At 40.2% G+C, this 20273-nt stretch carries 17 protein-coding genes and 1 other RNA gene; 14 read left to right on the top strand and 4 right to left on the bottom strand.

Annotated elements, in window-relative coordinates:
- The first annotated feature begins 59 nt into the window (after positions 1 to 59).
- From ABKA15_RS07505 to nadE, 5 genes are all read left to right on the top strand, one after another.
- Positions 60 to 284 (top strand): DUF4059 family protein, encoded by a 225-nt coding sequence (locus tag ABKA15_RS07505; RefSeq protein WP_003028431.1) that lies wholly within the window; start codon positions 60 to 62, stop codon positions 282 to 284.
- A 63-nt stretch (positions 285 to 347) separates the two neighbouring features.
- Entirely contained in the window at positions 348 to 1259 is a 912-nt protein-coding gene (gene trxB, locus ABKA15_RS07500; RefSeq protein ID WP_049513046.1) for a thioredoxin-disulfide reductase, read from the top strand.
- A 397-nt stretch (positions 1260 to 1656) separates the two neighbouring features.
- Complete coding sequence (locus ABKA15_RS07495; RefSeq protein ID WP_049513044.1) at positions 1657 to 3033, top strand: amino acid permease; 1377 nt, start codon at positions 1657 to 1659, stop codon at positions 3031 to 3033.
- A gap of 217 nt (positions 3034 to 3250) precedes the next feature.
- Positions 3251 to 4711: a nicotinate phosphoribosyltransferase gene (locus tag ABKA15_RS07490; protein WP_049513042.1), complete on the top strand. Its 1461-nt coding sequence runs from the start codon at positions 3251 to 3253 to the stop codon at positions 4709 to 4711.
- Entirely contained in the window at positions 4708 to 5532 is an 825-nt protein-coding gene (gene nadE, locus ABKA15_RS07485; protein ID WP_049513040.1) for an ammonia-dependent NAD(+) synthetase, read from the top strand. Before ABKA15_RS07490 ends, nadE begins: the two co-directional genes overlap by 4 nt.
- Positions 5533 to 5636: 104 nt before the next feature.
- Here the strand turns inward: nadE and ABKA15_RS07480 are convergent, their stop codons facing one another.
- On the bottom strand, positions 5637 to 6893 hold the full coding sequence (locus tag ABKA15_RS07480) for an ISL3 family transposase (protein WP_350015335.1): 1257 nt from the start codon (positions 6891 to 6893) through the stop codon (positions 5637 to 5639).
- A gap of 207 nt (positions 6894 to 7100) precedes the next feature.
- Here ABKA15_RS07480 and pepC point away from each other — a divergent pair, with 207 nt between their 5' ends.
- The gene (gene pepC / locus ABKA15_RS07475; RefSeq protein WP_106387873.1) at positions 7101 to 8438 is read left to right on the top strand and encodes an aminopeptidase C; all 1338 of its coding nucleotides are present in this window, start codon (positions 7101 to 7103) and stop codon (positions 8436 to 8438) included.
- Between the two features lie 309 nt (positions 8439 to 8747).
- Here the strand turns inward: pepC and pbp1a are convergent, their stop codons facing one another.
- The gene (gene pbp1a / locus ABKA15_RS07470) at positions 8748 to 10910 is read right to left on the bottom strand and encodes a penicillin-binding protein PBP1A (RefSeq protein WP_049513507.1); all 2163 of its coding nucleotides are present in this window, start codon (positions 10908 to 10910) and stop codon (positions 8748 to 8750) included.
- Positions 10903 to 11505, bottom strand: coding sequence for a Holliday junction resolvase RecU (gene recU / locus ABKA15_RS07465; protein WP_003028424.1), 603 nt, complete (start codon positions 11503 to 11505; stop codon positions 10903 to 10905). The genes pbp1a and recU overlap by 8 nt, the downstream gene beginning before the upstream one ends.
- Before the next feature lie 69 nt (positions 11506 to 11574).
- On the opposite strand from recU, the gene ABKA15_RS07460 reads away from it, so the two are divergent.
- The 7 genes from ABKA15_RS07460 (at position 11575) to ahpF (ending at position 17825) form a co-directional block, all read left to right on the top strand.
- Positions 11575 to 12102 carry a DUF1273 domain-containing protein gene (locus ABKA15_RS07460; RefSeq protein ID WP_049513509.1) on the top strand — a complete coding sequence of 176 codons (528 nt, stop codon included), beginning with the start codon at positions 11575 to 11577 and terminating at the stop codon, positions 12100 to 12102.
- A gap of 69 nt (positions 12103 to 12171) precedes the next feature.
- Positions 12172 to 12513 carry a cell division regulator GpsB gene (gpsB, locus tag ABKA15_RS07455; RefSeq protein WP_049507090.1) on the top strand — a complete coding sequence of 114 codons (342 nt, stop codon included), beginning with the start codon at positions 12172 to 12174 and terminating at the stop codon, positions 12511 to 12513.
- A gap of 13 nt (positions 12514 to 12526) precedes the next feature.
- Positions 12527 to 12893, top strand: an RNA gene (gene rnpB / locus ABKA15_RS07450) — RNase P RNA component class B.
- Between the two features lie 55 nt (positions 12894 to 12948).
- Positions 12949 to 14103, top strand: coding sequence for a class I SAM-dependent RNA methyltransferase (locus ABKA15_RS07445; RefSeq protein ID WP_049513511.1), 1155 nt, complete (start codon positions 12949 to 12951; stop codon positions 14101 to 14103).
- Positions 14104 to 14115: 12 nt separating this feature from the next.
- Positions 14116 to 15612: a cell division site-positioning protein MapZ family protein gene (locus ABKA15_RS07440; RefSeq protein ID WP_342991560.1), complete on the top strand. Its 1497-nt coding sequence runs from the start codon at positions 14116 to 14118 to the stop codon at positions 15610 to 15612.
- Positions 15613 to 15715: 103 nt separating this feature from the next.
- Entirely contained in the window at positions 15716 to 16282 is a 567-nt protein-coding gene (ahpC, locus tag ABKA15_RS07435; RefSeq protein WP_049513514.1) for an alkyl hydroperoxide reductase subunit C, read from the top strand.
- A 10-nt stretch (positions 16283 to 16292) separates the two neighbouring features.
- Positions 16293 to 17825 carry an alkyl hydroperoxide reductase subunit F gene (gene ahpF / locus ABKA15_RS07430; protein ID WP_049513517.1) on the top strand — a complete coding sequence of 511 codons (1533 nt, stop codon included), beginning with the start codon at positions 16293 to 16295 and terminating at the stop codon, positions 17823 to 17825.
- A gap of 45 nt (positions 17826 to 17870) precedes the next feature.
- On the opposite strand, the gene ABKA15_RS07425 is transcribed toward ahpF, so the two are convergent.
- Positions 17871 to 18353 carry an S-ribosylhomocysteine lyase gene (locus ABKA15_RS07425; RefSeq protein ID WP_049513519.1) on the bottom strand — a complete coding sequence of 161 codons (483 nt, stop codon included), beginning with the start codon at positions 18351 to 18353 and terminating at the stop codon, positions 17871 to 17873.
- Between the two features lie 215 nt (positions 18354 to 18568).
- Here ABKA15_RS07425 and ABKA15_RS07420 point away from each other — a divergent pair, with 215 nt between their 5' ends.
- Complete coding sequence (locus tag ABKA15_RS07420) at positions 18569 to 20176, top strand: ribonuclease Y (protein WP_049513521.1); 1608 nt, start codon at positions 18569 to 18571, stop codon at positions 20174 to 20176.
- The last annotated feature ends 97 nt before the right edge of the window (positions 20177 to 20273 follow it).

The following is a 20273-nucleotide window of genomic DNA, read 5'->3' as shown; positions in this document are numbered from 1 at the left end:
GTTTGCGGCATCCGTTTTGAATGCCTTCAATCATAAAGTTATGAAATAAGGGAGTGGCTATGCTGTCTCAAGTTTTTTTACTCTATCTAGAGAGTTTACTGATTACGGCGCTATTGGTGGGGAGTTTTCTCGGATTATGGATTGGGCTTCGTGCTGTTCGACGTGTTGATAAAACAATCAAAGAGCGACAAGCTCATCTGTATGATATGCTATTGATTGCAGTGATGACGATTCCGATTTTATCCTTTGCAATGATGGGAATTCTGCTTATCCTCAGAGCATAATGTTTGAAAAAAGAGCTTAATAACGTTAGAATAACAGTGATTACAATAAAGGAAGTAAATTTTATGTACGACACAATTATTATTGGAGCTGGACCAGCAGGCATGACAGCTGCGCTTTATGCTGCTAGAAGTAATCTCAAAGTTGGTCTTTTAGAAAGAGGCATCCCCGGTGGCCAAATGAACAATACCTCAGATATTGAAAATTATCCCGGTTATGCTAATATCAGTGGTCCAGAATTAGCCGAAAAAATGTTTGAACCGCTCGAAAATTTGGGAGTGGAGCATTTGTTTGGCTCTGTTGAAAAAATCGAAGACCAAGGAGCAATAAAAAAAGTCTTTACAGAAGATGAGGTTTTTGAAACGAAGACACTTATTATTGCGACTGGTGCCTTTCACCGTCATCTAGGAGTACCTGGTGAAGAAGAATTAAACAGCCGCGGGGTTTCTTATTGTGCAGTCTGTGACGGCGCCTTTTTCCGAGATGAAGATTTGCTTGTGGTCGGTGGAGGCGACTCTGCGGTGGAAGAGGCTGTATTTTTGACTCGTTTTGCAAAAACGGTGACCATTGTTCATCGGCGTGATGAATTGCGAGCCCAAAAGTTACTGCAAGAACGTGCATTTGCCAATGAAAAGATTCATTTTATCTGGGACTCAGTGGTAAAAGAAATCAAAGGTGACAACCGCGTTAGCAGCGTTGTGGTAGAGAATGTCAAAACAGGTGAAGTGTCAGAGCGTAAATTTGGCGGTGTCTTTATTTATGTTGGTTTAGACCCAGTTAGTGAGTTTGCCAAAGATTTGGGCATTACCAATGAAGCAGGCTGGATTATAACCGATAATCATATGGAAACGGCTATTTCTGGCATCTATGCTATTGGAGATGTTCGCGAAAAAGACCTTCGCCAAGTAACGACAGCTGTCGGTGACGGAGCAGTCGCAGGGCAAGAAGTCTACAAGTATATCACAGAGAATTTTTAAAGCGAAAGACCAAAATCGTCTTGAAAATTTTTAATTCATAGTCTCAGCCACGCAAGGCTTCTCAGTAGTCTCTCAGACTGTTTAGGTTGTGGATAAAAAACGAAGTATTTGACAAAGGCATTCTTTCGAACTTGCTTCGCAAGTCCTATTTGCCACCTCAAAGACGTGCTTTGAGCAATCAGCTATTGAGTCGCTGGTTTATTGCACTATAATACATTGGAGCTGGAGACTTTCGTCCCAGCTTCTTTTTGTTTAATAAAAATACAGTGATGCATTGGAGAATTAGGAAAGGAAAAGGTTCTTTTGATTTGTTCAATTCTCGTGCCCTCATAAATGACTAGTGAAATTATCAGAATTGTGGTACAATGGAAAAGTTCATGTGAAAAGGAGGCTTCGTATGAGTGAAAAGAATTCTGAAAATAATAAGAATAAAATGGAACGTGGCTTAAAAAATCGTCATGTCCAAATCATTGCTATTGCTGGGACAATTGGAACGGGGCTCTTTTTGGGAGCAGGACGTTCGATTAGTTTGACAGGGCCATCTATTATCCTCATTTACATGTTGACCGGCGTCTTTATGTATTTGATGATGCGGGCGATTGGAGAAATGTTGTATTATGATCCAGACCAGCACACATTTATCAACTTCATTACCAAGTATCTTGGGAATGGCTGGGGCTATTTTTCCGGTTGGTCCTATTGGATTTCCCTCATTTTTATCGGTATGGCAGAAATCACGGCAGTTGCACAGTACGTCCAATTTTGGTTTCCAACTTGGCCAGCATGGCTGATTCAAATCGTCTTCCTTGCCGTTTTGAGTATGGTCAATCTGATTGCAGTCCGAGTCTTTGGTGAAGTTGAATTTTGGTTTGCTATGGTTAAGATTATAGCGATTATTGCTTTGATTGTGACAGCGATTTTTATGGTGTTGACAGGCTTTAAAACGCCTAATGGTGTAGCCAGCATCAGCAATATCAGTCAAAATTTCCAATTATTTCCTAATGGTTTTATGAGTTTTGTCATGGGCTTTCAAATGGTCTTCTTTGCTTATCAAGCTATTGAATTTATTGGAATCACAACGTCTGAAACGGCAAATCCTCGGCAGGTATTGCCAAAGGCTATTAAAGAAATCCCCTTGCGGATCGTTCTTTTTTACGGAGGCTCTCTGCTTGCAATTATGGCGATTATCCCTTGGCGGGATTTGGCAACCACAGATTCCCCCTTTGTGATTGTTTTCAAGTTGGCAGGTCTCAAATGGGCTGCAGCTTTGATTAACTTTGTCGTATTGACTTCAGCTGCTTCAGCTTTGAATTCTACTCTGTATTCGACTGGGCGTCATTTGTATCAAATTGCACATGATTCACCTAATCGCTTTTTGAATGGAATCGGTGCTGGGAAATTATCCAGACAAAATGTTCCGCAAAACGCTATTTTGACCTCAGCGGTAGTGATTGCATTAGCTGCTTTTATTCAGGTGTTACCAGGAGTATCAGACTCCTTTGCTTTGATTACTGCTTCTTCATCAGGAGTTTATATTGCTATCTATGCACTCACTATGATTGCTCACTTGAAATACAGAAAATCAAAAGAATTTATGGCAGATGGCTATCTAATGCCAGCCTATAAGTTTCTCAATCCTCTTACTTTGCTCTTCTTTGCCTTTGTATTTATAACCCTCTTTTTACAAAAATCAACCGTTGTAGGAGCAATCGGTTCAGCTATTTGGATACTTGTATTTGGTATTTATAGCCAATTGAAATTTAAGAATAAATAATAATAATATAATAAAACCAAGGATAAATTTGCGACTTTTTAAAGTAGTACCCAGTGCACCTTGGTTTTTAAGATGTTTTAAAACTGAAAATTTAAACACCACAATACAACAGAAAACTTGAGAATAGTTATTTAAACACCTAAAGTTGAACAAGATTTCCTCTTGCTTGTTTGATTTGTGGTATAATAAGTGAAAATACATCTTATAAGGAGTCGTTATGTATCCAGATGATAGTTTAACCTTGCATACGGATTTGTACCAAATCAATATGATGCAAGTTTATTTTAGAAGAAATATTCATAATAAACGAGCTGTTTTTGAAGTTTATTTTCGGAAAGAGCCCTTTCATAGTGGCTATGCGGTTTTTGCTGGCTTGGAGCGGATGGTTCATTATTTAAATCATTTGACATTTTCAGATAGTGATATTGCCTATCTTCGTTCTCTTGACTATGATGAAGAATTTTTAGACTATTTAGCAAATTTAAAATTGGAATTAACAGTGCGGTCTGCACAAGAGGGAGATTTGGTCTTTGCGAATGAACCCATTGTTCAGGTAGAAGGTCCCCTTGCTCAATGTCAATTAGTGGAAACCGCCTTATTAAACATTGTCAACTATCAAACCTTGGTAGCGACAAAAGCAGCTCGGATTCGCTCAGTTATCGAAGATGAGCCTTTAATGGAATTTGGTACACGTCGAGCACAGGAAATGGATGCGGCTATCTGGGGAACTCGTGCGGCAGTGATTGGTGGAGCAAATGGAACCAGTAATGTTCGGGCGGGAAAACTCTTTGATATTCCAGTCTTAGGAACGCATGCGCATGCTCTCGTTCAAGTTTATGGAAATGACTATGAAGCTTTTAAGGCATATGCTGAAACGCACCATGACTGTGTTTTCTTGGTGGATACCTATGATACATTCCGCCTCGGTGTACCTGCAGCGATTCAAGTAGCGCGTGAAATGGGGGATAAAATCAATTTCCTTGGAGTGCGGATTGACTCAGGGGATTTGGCTTATATTTCTAAAAAAGTCCGCCAGCAGTTGGATGAAGCTGGTTTTCCAAATGCCAAAATCTACGCTTCTAACGACTTGGATGAAAATACAATCCTCAACTTAAAAATGCAAAAGGCAAAGATTGATGTGTGGGGCGTTGGAACTAAGCTCATCACGGCTTATGACCAACCAGCACTGGGAGCTGTTTATAAGATTGTGGCTATTGAAGATGAACATGGCAATTTGCGTAATACGATTAAGCTCTCTAATAATGTGGAAAAAGTATCAACACCAGGTAAAAAACAAGTTTGGCGGATTACTAGCCGTGCAAAGGGAAAGTCAGAAGGAGACTATATTACTTATGACGGCGTAGATGTAAATGCTATTGCCGAGTTAGAAATGTTCCATCCAACTTACACCTACATCAATAAAACAGTGACAAATTTTGACGCAGTGCCCCTTTTGGTTGATATCTTTAAACAAGGACAACTTGTCTATGAATTGCCAACCTTAACAGAAATCCAACAATATGCTCGCAAGGAATTTGACAAGTTGTGGGACGAATACAAACGTGTCCTTAATCCGCAAGATTATCCTGTGGATTTGGCGCGTGATGTATGGCAAGACAAGGTTGATTTGATTGATCAAATGCGCAAAAAAGCGAATCAAATGGGAGAAACAAAATGACCTTACAAGAAACGATTATCCAGCAATTAGGCGTGAAACCTGTCATTGACCCACAGGAAGAAATTCGTAAATCCATTGATTTTTTAAAGGATTATCTTAAAAAACATTCTTTTTTGAAAACCTATGTTTTGGGAATTTCGGGCGGACAAGATTCCACTTTAGCAGGACGTTTAGCACAATTGGCCATAGAGGAAATGCGTGCGGAGACTGGCGATACTAGCTATCAATTTATCGCAGTACGTTTACCATATGGAGTGCAGGCTGACGAAGCTGATGCCCAAAGAGCGCTCGCTTTTATCCAACCAGATGTCAGCCTTGTAGTTAACATCAAAAAAAGTGCAGATGCTATGACAAAGGCGGTTGAGGCTACAGGAGCAACGGTCTCAGACTTCAATAAGGGCAATATTAAAGCTCGCAGTCGCATGATTGCGCAATATGCTTTAGCAGGCGCTTATAAAGGAGCAGTGGTTGGAACGGATCATGCTGCAGAAAATGTGACAGCTTTCTTTACGAAATTTGGTGATGGTGGTGCAGATATTCTTCCCCTTTACCGTCTCAATAAACGGCAAGGTAAGCAACTGTTGGCTGCCTTGGGCGCTGATCCTGCCCTCTATGAGAAAGTACCGACTGCGGATCTGGAAGAAGAAAAGCCAGGCATTGCAGATGAAGTCGCTCTCGGTGTCACTTATAACGAAATTGATGACTATTTGGAAGGTAAGACCATTTCTGACCAATCGAAAGCTACCATTGAATCTTGGTGGCATAAAGGGGAGCATAAACGCCATTTGCCGATTACAATCTTCGATGATTTTTGGAAATAAGCAGGAGAATTGTTTTGACTCATGTTTTTTAAAATGCGTCGGTTGCTGAAATCAGCTGTATAACAAAAAGTGGCTCTTTGTCAACTGTAGTGGGTCGATGTCAGCTACCATCGCGAGAGGACGAGATTCGTTCTCTCTCTTTTGATGTTCAAAGCGATGAGAATGCGTTTCTTAAAGTTGTCAAAGCTCCTGAATCCAAAAGCGTTTCGCTTGATGACCTTGATGAGATTGTTAGTCGCTTCCAGCTTGGCGTTGGAGTAGGGTAGTTCCAAGGCGTTGGTAATCTTGTGTCTGTCCTTCAGGAAAGTCCGAAAGACGGTTTGAAAAATCGGGTGAACATCCGAAATAACCTCCTCCATCAGGTCAAAGAAATAATCAGCTTGCTTTTCCTGAAAGTGAAAGAGCAGAAGCTGGTAAAGCTCATAGTGCTGTCGAAGTTGGTCCGAATAGCTGAGTAGCTGATGGAGAATCTCTTGATTGGTTAAATGCGCCCGAAAAGCTGGTCTGTAAAAACGCTTATGGCTGAGCTTGCGGCTGTCCTGTTGGATGAGTTTCCAATAGCGTTTGAGGGCTCGGTATTCCTGAGATTTTCGGTCGAATTGGTTCATGATTTGGATGCGGACACGGTTCATAGCTCGGCTGAGGTGCTGGATAATGTGGAAACGATCCAGAACGATTTGGGCATGCGGAAAAAGCTGCTTGGTCAGCTGATAGTAAGGACTGAACATGTCCATGGTCATCACTTTAACCCTCATACGAACCTGTCTAGGATAGCGTAGAAAATGATTTCGAATGACCGCTTGGGTTCTGCCGTCCAGGATGGCTAGGACCTCATTGGTATTAAAATCCTGAGCGATAAAGCTCATCTTCCCTTTCTTGAAGCTATACTCATCCCAGCTCATGATCTCTGGCAGTCTCTGCCAGTTCGTTTCAAATTTGAATTCCTTGAGCTTGCGAATGACGGTTGAGGTCGAAATTGAGAGCCTGTGGGTAATATCAGTCATGGCTTGCTTCTCAACTAATAATTGAGCGATTTTCTGTTTGACTGCGACGGCAATCTGGTGATTTTTCTGGACGAGGGAGGTTTCGGCGACAGCCATTTTCCCACAGTTCTTACAGCGAAAGCGCCGCTTTTTGAGTCGGATAAGAGTTTTGTATCCTGCTGTCTCCAGATAAGGGATTTTAGAAGGTTTCTGGAAGTCGTATTTGGCCATCTGTCCCTTGCAGGCAGGGCATGGAGGGGCATCATAGTCAAGGTGGGCCAGGATTTCTTTGTGAGTGCCGGCATCAAAAAGATTGTCTATTTTGATATTTTGGTCTTTAATTCCAAGGAGTTTTGTGATAAAATCGAGTTGTTCCATATGAGTCTTTCTAATGAGTAGTTTCGTCGCTTTTCATTATAGGTCATAGGGGACTTTTTGTATACACAAAAATAGCTCCATAACCTCTGCGGTAGTTTTACCCACTACAGAAATTATAGAGCCCAAAAAGTTAGGTGCGCCTAACTTTTTGTTTGAAGAATTTTGAAAATAAGCTATAATAGTGTTTAGAATTAGAAGGAGGTATCTATGAATTCTATAGATCAACAATTTACAGATAAATTATATGCAAATTATGAAGCAACTGCTAAGTATGCTGCAATTGAAAATGCAGTTAGCCACAATGGTTTATTAACATCGCTTGAAAAACGTAGCAGTGCGATTGAAAACAATCCTGTGTTTTCCATTGATTTAACCAAAGATAAAGTCAGCAATCAAAAAGCATCTGGACGTTGCTGGATGTTTGCAGCACTCAATACTTTCCGTCATAAAATGATTGCAGGCTTTCAATTGGAAGAATTTGAATTGTCGCAAGCACATACATTCTTTTGGGATAAATATGAAAAATCCAACTGGTTCTTAGAGCAAGTCTTAGCAACAGCTGACCAAGACTTAACTAGCCGCAAAGTGAAATTCCTCTTAGATACGCCTCAACAAGACGGCGGACAATGGGATATGGTTGTGGCACTTTTTGAAAAATATGGAGTGGTTCCAAAATCAGTTTACCCAGAATCCATTTCATCTAGCAATAGTCGTGAGCTCAACCAATATCTCAATAAATTACTTCGTCAAGATGCACAAATCTTGCGTGACTTGGTTACTAGTGGAGCAAATACAGCAGCTGTCCAAGCTAAGAAAGAAGAGCTTTTACAAGAAATCTTTAATTTCTTAGCAATGTCACTTGGACTCCCACCTCGTACTTTTGATTTTTCTTATCGTGATAAAGACAACAATTTCCACAGTGAAAATGGCTTAACACCACAAGCATTTTACAAAAAATACGTGGATCTTCAATTAGATGATTACGTTTCAATCATCAATGCTCCTACAACTGACAAACCGTACGGTAAATCTTACACTGTTGAGATGTTAGGAAATGTCGTAGGAGCACGCGACGTTCGTTATTTGAATGTTAATATGGAGCGTTTGAAAGAGCTGGCTATTGCTCAAATGCAGGCTGGAGAAACTGTTTGGTTTGGTTCTGATGTCGGTCAATCTAGCAACCGTAAAGCGGGCGTTATGGTTAATAACATGTACGACTTCACATCAAGCATGGATATTGAATTGACACAAGACAAAGCGGGACGTTTGGATTACAGCGAAAGTCTCATGACCCATGCTATGGTCTTGACAGGTGTTGATTTGGATGAAAATGGAAAATCAACAAAATGGAAAGTGGAGAATTCTTGGGGTGACAAGGTTGGAGACAAAGGTTATTTTGTTGCCAGCGATGACTGGATGGACGAGTACACTTATCAAATCGTTGTCCGCAAGGAATTCTTAACAGCAGAAGAACTAGCTGCTTATGAAGCAGAGCCAAAAGTGCTTGCTCCGTGGGATCCAATGGGAGCTTTGGCTAGGAAATAATTAAAAAGAAGCGGGATAAAACTTTGGGACTTAATGAAAATCAAATTGCAAACTAAGAGACGAGCCGTAAGCAGATAAAAAGAGGAGCTTTTGAGATCGCAGATGAAACTGACAAAGTTTGAAGAGATTTTCATAAGGTATAAGACTGCTTCATGGTGGTTTCATCAGGAATTGAAATATTAAAAACACGAACAATCTTATAGCCAGTTATTTACTGGTCTTGATTGTTCGTGTTTTTTAATTTTTACAAAACTCTGATTTGAAGGTGCTAACTTCTAAACGGCTTGGCTTTCAGGAACTTCTTCATTATCAATTTCGTGCGGGAGGAGTGTCTGAATTTCCGCCGCCATTAGGAGAACTTGCAGACGTAGAAGCACTGGGTTCCGTACTTGATGAAGAACTGCTTGATGACTCTTGAGTAGAACTTTCTTGGCTGCTTGAAGAAGATGATGATTCTTCAAGGCTTGAACTGGAAGTAGAATTATAATAATTTCCTTGGTATCTATTAGTGGAATTGGCTAAAAAGACATAATTTCCGCTACGATAAAGACCACTAGGCATCTCCCAGTCCTCAGTTCCGCCTTCAGACAAGTAAGACATCATGGCACGGTAAACATCTGTTGCGACTTTCACGCCATCGTCCAGAACAGGAGTGAGACGATTAGTGTAACCTGTCCATACCGCCATTGAATATTTCTGCGTATAACCAACAAAGAGTTCATCAGGAGTCACAACACTGGAGCCACCATAAGGCTTCGTTAGTTTCGCCAATTCATCATCGGAGTAGTTGGAAGTCCCTGTTTTACCAGCTTGATAGACGCCAGATATAGCTGCATTAGTCCCAGTACCGGAAGTCAGGACGGTTTTTAGCATATTTGTCATCATGTAAGCTGTTGTTTCTTTCATCGCGGTTGTACCTTGATTAGAAAAATCTTTTGAGGTTCCATCGCTAAAGACAACACGACTGACATATTGTGGTTTGTAATAAGTTCCACCATTTGCAAAAGCAGCATAGGCAGCAGCCATTTTTTCACTGCTGGCACCATATTTTCGATCGGATTTTGTCGTGTTACTTGAAATGGCATTTGCATATACCATTTCTGGATAATTAATGCCCAGTCTGCTTAGGAATTTTTTAGACTTGCTGAGTCCGACAGCTTCTAACGTCTTGACAGCTGGAACGTTCCGAGACTCTTGAAGTGCATACTGAATGGTGATGTTTCCAAAATAGCGCATATCCCAGTTGTATACTGGAGTAGTTGTTCCAGGATAATTATAAGGAGCATCACTAATGTAAGTAGCCGTAGAAGTGTAAATACCATTTTCAATGGCTGGAGCGTAATCCGTGATTGGTTTCATGGTTGAACCCCAGTCGCGATTGGTTTCAACCGCTTGGTTAGTACCAAAAGAAACATTTGAAGCTTGATTTCGGGCTCCTAGTTGAGCAATTACCTTACCAGTTGTAGCATCTATAATGGTAGAAGCTACTTGTAATTCATCATCTGGATAAGCAACATATTCATTGCTATTATAAATATTCCAAAGGCGCTCTTGAGCTGCTCTGTTTACGTTTGTATAGACTTCCATTCCTGTCGTCAGCAAGTTATAACCCGTTTCTTCTTGGACTTGCTCAATAACTTGCTTTAAGTAGTTATCCATGTAAGCAGGATAAGAAGCTGAATTTTTCAAGCTTTGTAGACCATCTGTGACGGGCGTATTGACTGCTTTTTCATATTGCTCAGCAGAGATGTATTTGAGTTTATACATTTCTGACAATACAAGATTGCGACGATTTTTAGCAGCTTCTGGTTTTGTATAAGGGTCGTATTGGTTTGGTGCCTGAGGCATCCCCGCCAATAAAGCAGTTTGAGCTAAGCTCAAATCTTTCAAATCTTTGCCGTAATAACTTTTAGCAGCTGTTTGCATACCGTAGTTACCATTTGACATGTAGACCTTGTTTACATAATACGTAATAATTTCTTGCTTAGTGGCTTTCCGCTCTAATTGAACTGCTAACCAGGCTTCTTGAATTTTCCGTGATAGTGTTTGGTCGGCACTTGAAGTGGAGAAGTAGGTCAGTTTAATCAACTGTTGCGTCAACGTTGACCCTCCTTGTCGATTTCCTCTGCGCAGATTATTCAAGAAAGCACCCAAAATACGAACAGAGTCCACGCCGCGATGATTGAAGAAACGGTGGTCTTCAATTGCAACGATAGCTCGTACTAAGTCAGTTGGAATATCACTTGTTGCCGCATTGACCCTTTTTTCAGAACCTAAGTCAGCAATAAGATTGTTTTCACTATCATAGATTTTACTGGAAGTTGTGGCGACTAGCTTCTTTTCTGACAAGGCAGGTGCCTTGTGAACTTGATAGAGAAAAATTCCTCCACCAGCTACAACTCCAAGCATAAATAATGTAATGAGACCGATAGCCACATATTTTGCAGCTGTCAGTAGAGTTTGCTTATTCATTTATTTTACCACCTAGTAAATTTTGTTGAATGATTTCAAGATACGGAATGCTAGGAAGACCATTCTGTGAGATAGAATATCCATGCTTTTGAATGTAGTCAAGTGGCATGGACTTTTTCCCCTTGTCAATCTTGAAAAAGTTAATTAAATAAGGAGCAGGAAGTAGATATGTCGATTTTAAGGCTGAAAAGTGCAATAAAACGAAGCAAATTCCTCCTTGTTTGACGACTTGTTCCATGTGCTTGATTTGATGAGCATGAAAATTTTTCATCGGCATGGAAGCCTTTTGATGTGTTTCTTTTGCTTCAAAATCTATATAATGTCCTTGATAGACACCAGAATAGTCTGTTGTAGAGGCTTGTCGAAAGTAGGCTTCAACAATTTTTGCCCGACTACGTCTGGGATAATCCACTTTTACAATTTGAATAGGGGTCGGTTTTTTGTGAATGACCGCTAAATCGTGACTAAGATAATAATCATTCGTTTCATTGATCATTTTTTCAAACGACATTCCTCGATTCGCAAAGTCAACGGACTTCTTTTTGGGCAGTCTTAATGAATTTCGAGAGGGAACTTTATGTGGATAGTTGACCATATATCTCCTTATTGGTACAATAACATCACTCTATTATAACATAAAAAAGGAAATAAAGGGATAATTTAAGTGGTTAGCGTAGTAGTAGTAGGTTATCGGAATTTTGATTTGGGAATTTTTAATGACAAAGACCCTCGAATCAAGATTATTAAAAAAGCCATTCAGCGAGATTTGAAGCGTTTATTGGAAGAAGGTGTGGAGTGGCTGATTTTCACTGGGAACTTAGGTTTTGAAGTTTGGGCACTAGAGGTCGCAAAAAAATTGCAGCAAGATTACGATTTTCAAATTGCGACGATTTTTACTTTTGAGAATCAAGGTGAAAACTGGAATGAAGCCAATCAAGAAAAATTAAGTCGTTTTAAACAGGTGGATTTTGTTAAATACGCCTATCCACATTATGAAAATCCCAGCCAATTTCGTGATTACAATCACTTTCTACTCAGTAATACAGACGGGGCTTATATTTTTTATGATGAAGAAAATGAAACAAATTTAAAATATCTTTACCAAATGATGAAGAAACAAGAACAATATTTTACCAAACAATTAACATTTGATGACTTGAATGAGGTCGCAGAAAATTTTTCCGAAAATTAGATGTTTAACCTTGATTTTTGCGGTTCATTTTTTATATAATTAAAGTAATGAACGAGAATGGAGAGAGAAATGGCTAGTATTATTTACACACCGAAAGATATTTTTGATCAAGATTTTAAAGTTGGTGTCCGTGGATATAGCAAGGTTGAAGTGGACGAATTTTTAGATGATGTCATTAAAGATTACGAAACGTATGCTGCTTTGGTAAAGGAACTGCGTGAAGAAAATGCTCGTTTGAAAGCAGAACTCGCTAAAAAGTCAAATGAGGCGGCAACTTCCCCTTTGACGCAATCTATCATGGAAACCCCTCAAGCGGCATCTGCTACGCTGACAAATTTTGATATTTTAAAACGCTTAAATCGTTTGGAAAAAGAAGTATTCGGCAAGCAAATCTTAAATAACGAAATATAATAAGTAATGTGCAATTTTTGGATAATCGCGTGAAGAGTTCGTCTTTTCATGAGGAAAGTCCATGCTAGCACGGGCTGTGACGCCCGTAGTGTTTGTGCTAGGTGAAACAATAAGCCTAGGGATGGAAGTATCCGTTACGGCGACTGAAATGGCTAAGTCTTTGATAAGTCAAAATAGGTCTGAAAGTGCCACAGTGACGTAGTTTTTGCGGAAACGCAGGAAGTGGAACGCGGTAAACCCCTCAAGCTAGCAACCCAAACTTTGGTCGGGGCACGGAGTGCGTGGAAACGAACATAGCATTCTGACTGGAAACAGTAGACAGATGATTATCGAAGGAAATGATACCTAGTTATTTCTGGAACAAAACATGGCTTATAGAAAGTTGCATATAGGTTTAGCTAGCGTATTATGCTAGCTTTTATTTTGAGAGGACGAATGAAAACAAAATTCAAGTTGATTGCGACTGCTGCGGCTGGTTTAGAGGCTGTGGTTGGTCGTGAAATTAGAAATCTTGGCATAGAATGTCAAGTAGAGAATGGGCGCGTGCGGTTTGACGGAACTGTTGAAACCATTATTGAAACGAATCTCTGGTTGCGCGCGGCAGACCGCATTAAGATTGTTGTTGGTAGCTTTCCGGCTAAGACCTTTGAGGAATTATTTCAGGGGATTTTTGCTTTGGATTGGGAAAACTATTTGCCATTTGGAGCAAAATTTCCAATTGCAAAAGCAAAATGTGTCAAATCAAAACTTCACAATGAACCAAGTGTGCAGGCTATTTCTAAAAAAGCAGTAGTCAAGAAGCTGCAAAAGCATTATGCACGCCCAGAAAGCGTTCCCTTAATAGAAAATGGGGCGGAGTTCAAGATTGAAGTTTCTATTTTGAAAGACGTGGCAACTGTCTTAATCGATACGACAGGTTCTAGTCTCTTTAAACGTGGCTATCGGGCTGAAAAAGGTGGCGCACCGATTAAAGAAAATATGGCGGCTGCGATTTTGCTCTTATCCAATTGGTATCCAGATAAGCCTTTGATTGATCCGACCTGTGGTTCAGGAACTTTCTGTATTGAAGCAGCTATGATTGGCATGAATATGGCTCCGGGGCTTCATCGCCATTTTGCGTTTGAAGAGTGGAATTGGGTTGATTCAGACTTGATTAGTCATGTTCGCGCTAGAGCTTTAGGACAGATTAAGCAAGACATTCAGCTTGATATTTTAGGGACTGATATTGATGCACGGATGGTAGAGATTGCTAAACGAAATGCCGAAGAAGCAGGTGTTTCTGAGCAGATTGTTTTCAAGCAAATGCGCTTGCAAGATTTGCATACAGACAAGATAAATGGTGTCATTGTTTCCAATCCTCCTTATGGAGAGAGGTTGCTGGATGATGATGCTGTAACCAAGCTTTATCAAGAAATGGGGCAGACTTTTGCGCCACTAAAGACGTGGAGTAAGTTTATCTTGACGAGTGATGAAGCATTTGAAGCAAAATTTGGTAGTCAAGCCGATAAAAAACGCAAACTCTATAATGGGACTTTAAAAGTTGATTTGTACCAATATTTTGGTCAGAGAGTCAAACGCCAAATAGATTAGAAAGGATTTTCCGTGAGTAAAGACGAAAAACATTTGCCAGAACAAGAAGAAAAAGAATCAATTCTTGATTTTGAAACAGCTAAAGAAATGACGATTGGTCAGGCTGCTCGAAAAAGTGAAGAACTTGAAGCAGGAGTGACGGAAGAGGACAATGTACTGGATAAATACATCAAACAGCACCGTCAAGAAATTGAAGCTGGAAAATTTTCGGCTCAATCTGCAGAAGAAATGCCTGAAGCAGAAGATCAAAAACAACTGAGCCAGTTAGACTTGGCAGAATTTATCCAAGAGATGCACGAGGAGGTTCAAGAGGAAGTCCCCCTAGAATCTGCAGAGGTAGCATCTGAGGAGTCTGCCTTTGGTGAAACAGTAGCTGCACTTGCAGCCAGAGAAGCAGAACCGCAAGAAACTTCGGAAGAAAACAGTACACAAACTCCAGAGGAGCTAGAGGCTGAGACAAAAATAATGGAACCAATTCAGCCTGAAATGGATGATATTCCTGTGAGTTCAACTGAGTCAACGGAAAGCTATCCGACTTTTACAGCGCTGGATGAAGAAATGGAAACGGAGAAAGTTCCATTTTATAAAAATAAAAAAGTCGTGTATTCAGCAGTAAGTGTTATTTTACTGGCTTTAATCGGCGGAACAGCTTATCTGTCTTTGAACAAAAAGCAAGCGAAAACAACCACAACTTCAACGAGCCAAACAAGTAAATCTTCTACCACTTCTAGCTCTGAAAATAAGGATTTGAAAGCTTTCAATAGCCTTTATGATTCATTCTTTACAGATGCCAATAAATTGGCTTTGAAAAACAGCAGTTTCGGAAACTTAAACAAACTAAAAGCAGCACTAGAAAAATTAAAAAACACCAACGAGTACAATGTTGCCAAAGCAAAATACGATAGCTTGGTCAAACAAGTTGAGGCTGTTCAAAATGTGAATGCACAGTTCACCTCAGCAGCTATTACAGACGGTGTTTTAGATACAAAGGCGAAGATTAAAAGTGATGCCAAATTTACAGATGTCACAACTGGAAATACGGACTTGGATAAGGTGTTGAAATCTGCGATTAGCTTAGGAAAGAGTCAACAAACCTCTGCTCCTCAATCTGAGGCTGCCGCTGCACCGTCACAAAGCTCCGCTCAAGCACCTGTAGCAGAACAACCAGCTTCTGTACCAGCGCAAACAACTGCTCCAGCAGCACCAGCGTCAGGCGCGAATTTACAGCGCCATTTAAGTCGAGTGCCATACGACCAAACTAAAATTAACGACAGTAATAATCCAGCTTGGAATTTCAACCCTGGTGTGTTAGAGAAAATCTTAGCAACCTCACGGGAACGTGGCTACTTTACAGGGGATAATTATATTCTTGAGCGTGTGAATATTATCAACGGAAATGGTTATTACAATTTATTTAGAACAGACGGAACCTACCTCTTTAGTATTAACTGTAAAACGGGTTATTTTGTAGGAAATGGCGCGGGTTACGCAGATGCTTTGGATTATTAGGAAACGTTTTCAAGCAAGATATTAGACACTAAAAATCTTATAGGCTATAATGGGCTTATAAGATTTTTATTTTATTATAAAACTAATTTTGGAGGTAACCTTTATGTCACTTATTGGTAAAGAAATTATCGAGTTTACCGCAGATGCTTATCATGCTGGAAACGGGAAATTTATCACTGTTTCAAATGAAGATCTTAAAGGGAAGTGGAGTGTAGTCTGTTTCTATCCTGCTGATTTTTCATTTGTTTGTCCGACTGAGTTGGAAGACTTGCAAGAGCAGTATGCAGCTCTGAAAGAACTAGGTGTGGAAGTTTATTCTGTTTCAACAGATACTCATTTCACACATAAAGCTTGGCATGATTATTCAGATGCCATTGGAAAACTTGAGTACATTATGATTGGAGATCCATCTCATACCATTTCACTTGGTTTTGATGTGTTAGATGAAAGTGGACTATCTCAACGTGGTACTTTTATCATTGACCCAGATGGTGTTGTTCAAGCGCTTGAAATCAATGCAGATGGTATTGGTCGTGATGCTTCTGTCTTGATTGACAAAATCCATGCCGCACAATATGTACGTAGCCATCCAGGTGAAGTGTGTCCAGCTAAGTGGAAAGAAGGAATTGAAACGCTGACTCCAAGTCTTGATTTAGTTGGTAAAATTTAAGGAGGCTTATATGGCTTTAGATGAAACAATTAAAGCACAACTGAAGCAGTACTTGGAACTTTTAGAATCTGATGTTGTATTTCAAGCGTCTTTAGGTCAAGATGAGCGTTCTGAGCAGGTGCGGGCTTTTCTAGAGGAAATTGTAGCGATGTCTCCTCACTTATCATTGATAAATGTAGCAGCTAGCCGTCAGCCAAGCTTTACCATTGCTCAGGCTGGTCAGACGGGTCGTGTTCAATTTGCAGGTCTTCCCTTGGGGCATGAATTTACATCTTTTGTGCTTGCTTTGCTACAAGTCTCTGGTCGCGCACCAAAAGTAGAAGATGCTGTTATAAAACGAATTCAAGCTATTAAGCAGCCACTTCATTTTGAAACCTATGTCAGCTTGACTTGTCATAATTGCCCAGACGTTGTGCAAGCACTGAATACAATGGCTGTGCTGAATCCAACTATCAGTCACACAATGGTCGAAGGAGGCATGTTTAGACAAGAAGTTGAAGGCAAAAAGATTATGGCTGTCCCAACGGTTTTTCTAAATGGTGAAGAATTTGCGAATGGTCGTATGACAATTGAGCAACTGCTTGACAAGATTTCTGGACCTACTTCAAGTGAGGAATTTGACAAAAAAGAACCATTTGATGTGTTGGTCGTTGGGGGCGGACCTGCAGGAAGCAGCGCAGCTATTTATGCTGCTCGTAAGGGAATTCGTACAGGTATGGTCGTTGAAACTTTCGGTGGACAGGTGATGGAGACAGTTGGTATTGAAAATATGATTGGAACCCCCTATACAGAAGGACCTAAGCTGATGGCGCAAGTAGAAGAACATGCCAAGAAATATCCAATTGATATCATGAAGAATCAACGTGTGAAGAACATTGAGAAAAAGGAATTGATTGAAGTGGAACTTGAAAATGGAGCTGTTCTGAAAGCGAAAACGGCAGTTCTTTCTGTTGGTGCTCGCTGGAGAAATGTTAATGTTCCTGGTGAAGAAGAATTCCGAACAAAAGGTGTAACTAATTGTCCACATTGTGACGGTCCTATTTTTACAGGTAAAAAAGTAGCTGTTATCGGTGGAGGAAATTCCGGTATTGAAGCAGCGATTGACTTGGCTGGTCTGGCAGAGCATGTTTATGTGTTAGAATTTCTACCAACTTTGAAAGCTGATCAAGTGTTGCAAGACAGGGTACAGCAACTTAAAAACGTGACAGTTCTAACCAATGTAGCAACAAAAGAAATTCATGGTTCCGATCAAGTTGAAGCTATTACTTATCTCGATCGTGCGAATAATGAAGAACATAAAATCGAACTCAGCGGTGTCTTTGTTCAAATTGGTCTTTTACCAAATACAGACTGGCTCAAAGATAGTTCAGTTGCTCTCAATGAACGTGGTGAAATTATTGTTGACAAACATGGTGCAACAAATGTGCCAGGAATTTTTGCGGCTGGTGATTGCACTGATAGTGCTTATAAGCAAATCATTATTTCAATGGGGTCAGGAGCGACAGCAGCTCTTGGAGCGTTTGATTATTTGATTCGTCAATAAAAAAAACGAGCAGGAGAATTTGCATTTCCTGTCCGTTTTTTTATTTTACACAAGATGACGCTCAAAAGCATCATCGGAAATGCCTTTCTCTAAGACCAGTTTGCACCATTCTTTGGCAGAAAAGAGACTGTGATCTTTGTAATTGCCACAAGATTCAATAGTTGTACCAGGGACATCTTCCCAAGTGGTTGCTTCAGCAATTTCCTCTAGAGAAGCTTTAATGACTTTAGCAATTTCAGTTGAGCTATGTTGACCCCACATAATCATGTGAAAGCCGGTACGGCAACCAAAAGGCGAACAATCAATCATACCATCAATACGAGTACGAATGAGCTTAGCTAGCAGATGTTCAATCGTATGAAGTCCAGCGGTCGGAATGGCATCTTCATTAGGCTGTACTAGACGAACATCAAAGTTGGAAACGATGTCCCCTTTAGGTCCCACCTCTTCGCCAATCAAGCGTACGTAGGGGGCTTTGACAATCGTGTGATCTAACTCAAAACTGTCAACAATGACTTCTTTGACCATAAATAGAACTCCTTTTGCTTTTAATAAATTATACCATATTTTGCTCTAGCAAAGAAAAAATTTCTACTTAACAAAGCCTGTCAGGAAAAAGGATTTGCAAAAAAGAATGTGAAAACAGTCACGTATTTGTAAGAATTTAGTTTGTGAAAAATTGATTTTTATGATAAAATAATTAAGAATTTTACAATTCAATATCAATAATTTGAGGTAAAAACATGGAAATGATTTTTGCAGGTGTTTTTGCCGTCATCATTGGTTTAGTCATTGGATATGTAAGTATCGCAGCTCGCATGAAATCAGCGAAAGAAGCTGCGGAACTTACTCTTTTAAATGCTGAACAAGAAGCAACTAATTTACGTGGACAAGCTGAGCGCGAAGCGGATTTGTTATTAAAAGAAGTGAAGCGCGAAAGTAAATCCCTTAAAAAAGAAGCACTGTTAGAGGCAAAAGAAGAAGCCAGAAAATATCGAGAAGAAGTTGAGGCAGAATTTAAATCTGATCGTCAAGAATTGAAGCAATTGGAAAGTCGTTTGACAGAACGTGCGACAAGTCTTGATCGTAAAGATGACAATTTGACCAGCAAAGAAAAAACACTCGAACAGAAAGAACAAAGTATTTCTGATAGAAACAAAAACCTTGAGGCGCGTGAAAACAAACTGACAGAGTTGGAGCAACATAAAGAAGCAGAATTAGAACGTGTTGCTGCACTCTCACAAACTGAAGCCAGAGATATCATTCTCACTCAGACTGAAGATAAGCTATCAAAGGAAATTGCGACGCGTATTCGTGAAGCAGAGCAAGAAGTCAAAGAACGTTCTGATAAGGTGGCAAAGGATATTTTAGTTCAAGCCATGCAACGGATTGCAGGTGACTATGTTGCGGAGCAAACCAATTCAACAGTTCATCTGCCGGATGATACGATGAAGGGGCGCATTATTGGACGTGAAGGGCGGAATATTCGAACCTTTGAAAGTTTAACGGGTATTGATGTCATTATTGACGATACACCAGAAGTGGTGACTTTATCTGGTTTTGACCCTATTCGACGTGAAATTGCACGCATGACAATGGAAGCCCTGTTAAAAGACGGTCGTATCCACCCGGCTCGCATTGAAGAATTAGTAGAGAAAAATCGTCTGGAAATTGACCATAAGATTCGTGAATATGGTGAAGCAGCGGCTTATGAAATCGGTGCACCAAACTTACATCCGGATTTGATGAAGATTATGGGACGCTTACAGTTCCGTACATCTTATGGACAAAATGTATTGCGTCATTCTGTTGAAGTTGCTAAGTTATCTGGAGTCATTGCAAGTGAGCTTGGAGAAAATGCTAACTTAGCTCGCCGTGCAGGCTTCCTTCACGATATTGGCAAAGCCATTGACCGTGAAGTGGAAGGTAGCCACGTAGAAATTGGAACAGAATTGGCTCGTAAGTATAAGGAACATCCAATTGTGGTCAATACAATTGCCAGTCATCATGGTGATGTAGAACCGGAAAGTGTGATTGCAGTTATTGTTGCAGCAGCTGATGCGCTTAGTGCGGCTCGTCCAGGTGCTCGCAGCGAATCCCTTGAAAGCTATATCAAGCGCCTGCAAGACTTGGAAGAAATTGCCAATAGTTTTGAAGGTGTGAAAAATAGTTTTGCTTTACAAGCGGGTCGTGAGATTCGGATTATGGTCAATCCTGGTCAAATCAAAGACGATAAGATTACTATTTTGGCTCATGATGTGCGTGAAAAGATTGAGAATAACCTCGAATATCCAGGTAATATCAAAGTGACGGTCATTCGGGAAATGCGTGCTGTGGATTATGCCAAATAGACATTACTAAGAATGAATGTTTATCTAGCTAATGTATAATTTTAGGCAAGTAAGAGTGACTTGCATTGTTTTCTCAAAAAACAAGCATCTACCTATG

It is taken from the genome of Streptococcus sp. KHUD_010 (assembly GCF_040207525.1).
In the GTDB taxonomy this organism is placed as follows: domain Bacteria; phylum Bacillota; class Bacilli; order Lactobacillales; family Streptococcaceae; genus Streptococcus; species Streptococcus hominis.
This window is presented reverse-complemented; position numbering and strand designations above follow the sequence as displayed.

Coding starts and splice junctions, on each gene's coding strand:
- ABKA15_RS07505 (WP_003028431.1), top strand. CDS start 60: ATGCTGTCTCAAGTTTTTTTACTCTATCTAGAGAGTTTACTGATTACG.
- trxB (WP_049513046.1), top strand. CDS start 348: ATGTACGACACAATTATTATTGGAGCTGGACCAGCAGGCATGACAGCT.
- ABKA15_RS07495 (WP_049513044.1), top strand. CDS start 1,657: ATGAGTGAAAAGAATTCTGAAAATAATAAGAATAAAATGGAACGTGGC.
- ABKA15_RS07490 (WP_049513042.1), top strand. CDS start 3,251: ATGTATCCAGATGATAGTTTAACCTTGCATACGGATTTGTACCAAATC.
- nadE (WP_049513040.1), top strand. CDS start 4,708: ATGACCTTACAAGAAACGATTATCCAGCAATTAGGCGTGAAACCTGTC.
- ABKA15_RS07480 (WP_350015335.1), bottom strand. CDS start 6,893: ATGGAACAACTCGATTTTATCACAAAACTCCTTGGAATTAAAGACCAA.
- pepC (WP_106387873.1), top strand. CDS start 7,101: ATGAATTCTATAGATCAACAATTTACAGATAAATTATATGCAAATTAT.
- pbp1a (WP_049513507.1), bottom strand. CDS start 10,910: ATGAATAAGCAAACTCTACTGACAGCTGCAAAATATGTGGCTATCGGT.
- recU (WP_003028424.1), bottom strand. CDS start 11,505: ATGGTCAACTATCCACATAAAGTTCCCTCTCGAAATTCATTAAGACTG.
- gpsB (WP_049507090.1), top strand. CDS start 12,172: ATGGCTAGTATTATTTACACACCGAAAGATATTTTTGATCAAGATTTT.
- ABKA15_RS07445 (WP_049513511.1), top strand. CDS start 12,949: ATGAAAACAAAATTCAAGTTGATTGCGACTGCTGCGGCTGGTTTAGAG.
- ahpC (WP_049513514.1), top strand. CDS start 15,716: ATGTCACTTATTGGTAAAGAAATTATCGAGTTTACCGCAGATGCTTAT.
- ahpF (WP_049513517.1), top strand. CDS start 16,293: ATGGCTTTAGATGAAACAATTAAAGCACAACTGAAGCAGTACTTGGAA.
- ABKA15_RS07425 (WP_049513519.1), bottom strand. CDS start 18,353: ATGGTCAAAGAAGTCATTGTTGACAGTTTTGAGTTAGATCACACGATT.
- ABKA15_RS07420 (WP_049513521.1), top strand. CDS start 18,569: ATGGAAATGATTTTTGCAGGTGTTTTTGCCGTCATCATTGGTTTAGTC.